This is a genomic window from Pseudoalteromonas sp. Z1A6 (assembly GCF_011378745.1).
Lineage (GTDB): Bacteria > Pseudomonadota > Gammaproteobacteria > Enterobacterales > Alteromonadaceae > Pseudoalteromonas > Pseudoalteromonas arctica.
Genome location: NZ_WTKW01000490.1, coordinates 1 through 2,362, shown reverse-complemented (window position 1 = coordinate 2,362; position 2,362 = coordinate 1). Strand labels below are relative to the sequence as shown.

The following is a 2,362-nucleotide window of genomic DNA, read 5'->3' as shown; positions in this document are numbered from 1 at the left end:
CACATTAAAAATGTGTCGTTTTTTAATTTAACCGCAAAAATCTACAGCCTTTAATTAATCAAATATATTTATAACTGCCAATTTACAGATAGAGCGTAGTTACGCGGTGCACCGTAGTAACCTTGTTCCCAGTATAGGCTGTGCAAATATTTTTCACCTGTGGTGTTATTAACGTTGAAAGTGACTCCTACGTTATCTGTAATTTTGTAAGTGGCCATTAAATCAAGTAACCCGTATGCATCTTGGTTGGTAGTAACACTTGCAATACCATTAGCATCTTTAACTTGAACTCGGCTAGTTGAATCCTGCCAGCGATAGTTTGCACCAAATGATAAGCCATCAACTAAAGGCACTTGGTAGGTTGCGGCCACTTTAAGTTGGTTTTCTGGTGTGTAATCTTTTACTAAATCATCACCATCAATATTTAAATTACTAAAGCTAATACTTGCACTTAAATCATCTGTAAATTTACCACTTAACTCTACTTCAAAACCATTACTACTAATGCCATCAGCTGCATAATAACGCGTATCACTTGGTAATGAGTTAGCTATAGCAACAGCAAGGCCATCTTGTTTTGCATCAAAATAAGCAAACGTTACAAATAACTGGTCGTCTAGAAGCTGTGCTTTGACACCTATTTCGCTACTTTTGCCAGTAACAGCAGGTAGTTGATTGGCATTTATGTCTAGTTCTTTTTGCGGTACAAATGTTTCTGTATAGCTTGCATAAGCCGATAGAGATTCGTTAAAGTCGTACACTGTACCAATGTACGGTATTAGCTCAGAGTCACTTCGAGTTTGAGCAACGCCATAGGCTGTGCCTTTTGTTTCCCAATCGGTATAACGCACGCCAGCGAGCACACTTAAAGGCTCACTTAATTTAATGCGAGTAGATATGTAAGCTGATTTTTGCTCGTTAGTAATATCACTACCATTTACGCCATCAACAAGTGTTGCCTCTGGTACTACACCATCCCACGTTTTAAGTGATGGCATATCTGGAAAACCATTGCCTGTAGTGTAATCGTAAAGAGACTGCTCGTTGTAATCCATTTTAGCTTGGCTAACACCAAATGATAGGTCGTGCTCTTGATTAAATAAATCAAACTTACCACTGGCGTATAAATCAAATAAGTCATGCTTATCTTCGTAATCATAACGGCTAGCATAACCTGTTAAACCAAGTTCAGTATCTCTATCAGGGGTACCGTATACGTAGAACAGCTCTGAGTTTTGCTTGTTTTCGATGTGAGCATAGCGTGCTCTAGCCACCCATGTTGCTGATAAGTTTTGTTCAAGCGTTACATATACTTGCTCTGCACTGTTATCCCAGTAAGACCAATCAGCAGCAGTACTGGTTGATTCGTCATAGTTAGTTGGTGAGCCGTCGGTGTAATAAAGAGGTAGTGCCCCCCAAAGTGGGCTATTAGCATCTTTTTGTTGGTTAACGTAGTTAACGCTTAATAATGTGCTGTCTGTTAATTTGCCTTCGTAGGCTAAATAAATAATTGTTTTATCTGTTTCGTAGCGATCTAGGTATGAATCAGCTTTTTGCTTTGTAAATACAGCACGTACGGCGTGTTCTTCATTTATTGGCGTAGATACATCTAAATCTAAACGTTTTTTATTCCATGAGCCATACGAGGCTGATGCATTTGCTTGTGTTGTGTAAGTTGGCTTTTTTAAAACCATATTTACAGTTGCAGAAGGATTACCGGCACCGGTCATTAAGCCATTAGCGCCACGAACTATTTCTACACGGTCATAAATTGAAGTATCAAGACTGCCTTGAATAGATCCAGAGCTTTGTGGAATACCTAAGCCATCAACTTGAAAGTTAGTAATTTCAAAGCCACGAGCTTTAAAGTAAGTACGATCTGTTTCTATTTGCTCTACTGTTACGCCGGGGGTGCTTTCAAGTACTGAGTTTATATCGTCTAGTGAAAAGTCGTCCATTAATGCGCGTGATACTACCGAGATTGACTGTGGTGTTTCTTTAATTGTTAGACCTAGTTTGGTAGCTGATTGCGCTTCTTCTGTTATGTAGTTTTTGTGATGTTGACCATATACCGCAATTTTTTCGAGAGGTTCATCTTTTACAGTTGCTTCATCAGCAAGTGCATAACCAGATAGAATTAAAGAAGTAGCAAAGCTTAATTTAGATAAACGCAAAACTTGAGGGGACGACATAAGTTTTTCCAGTTAGTTCAAAAAGAAGTGCGTAACTTAATCTAAATGATATCGATTTGCAATTAGGTTGTGTGTTTTTACCTATTATTATTCTATTTTGTTGGATTTTAGCGTCACATAAAGAGATTATGGGTACGAATTGATGAATTATATAGAACTTAATATCCCTT

At 38.1% G+C, this 2,362-nt stretch carries 1 protein-coding gene; it reads right to left on the bottom strand.

Going from position 1 to position 2,362, the window contains the following annotated elements; genetic code table 11:
• Positions 1-68: 68 nt before the first annotated feature.
• Positions 69-2,192 carry a TonB-dependent siderophore receptor gene (locus GQR46_RS18815; RefSeq protein ID WP_165742066.1) on the bottom strand — a complete coding sequence of 708 codons (2,124 nt, stop codon included), beginning with the start codon at positions 2,190-2,192 and terminating at the stop codon, positions 69-71.
• Positions 2,193-2,362 lie beyond the last annotated feature (170 nt).

Bases quoted from the DNA above. Each gene is read 5' to 3' on its own strand.
- GQR46_RS18815 (WP_165742066.1), bottom strand. From the start codon at position 2,192: ATGTCGTCCCCTCAAGTTTTGCGTTTATCTAAATTAAGCTTTGCTACT.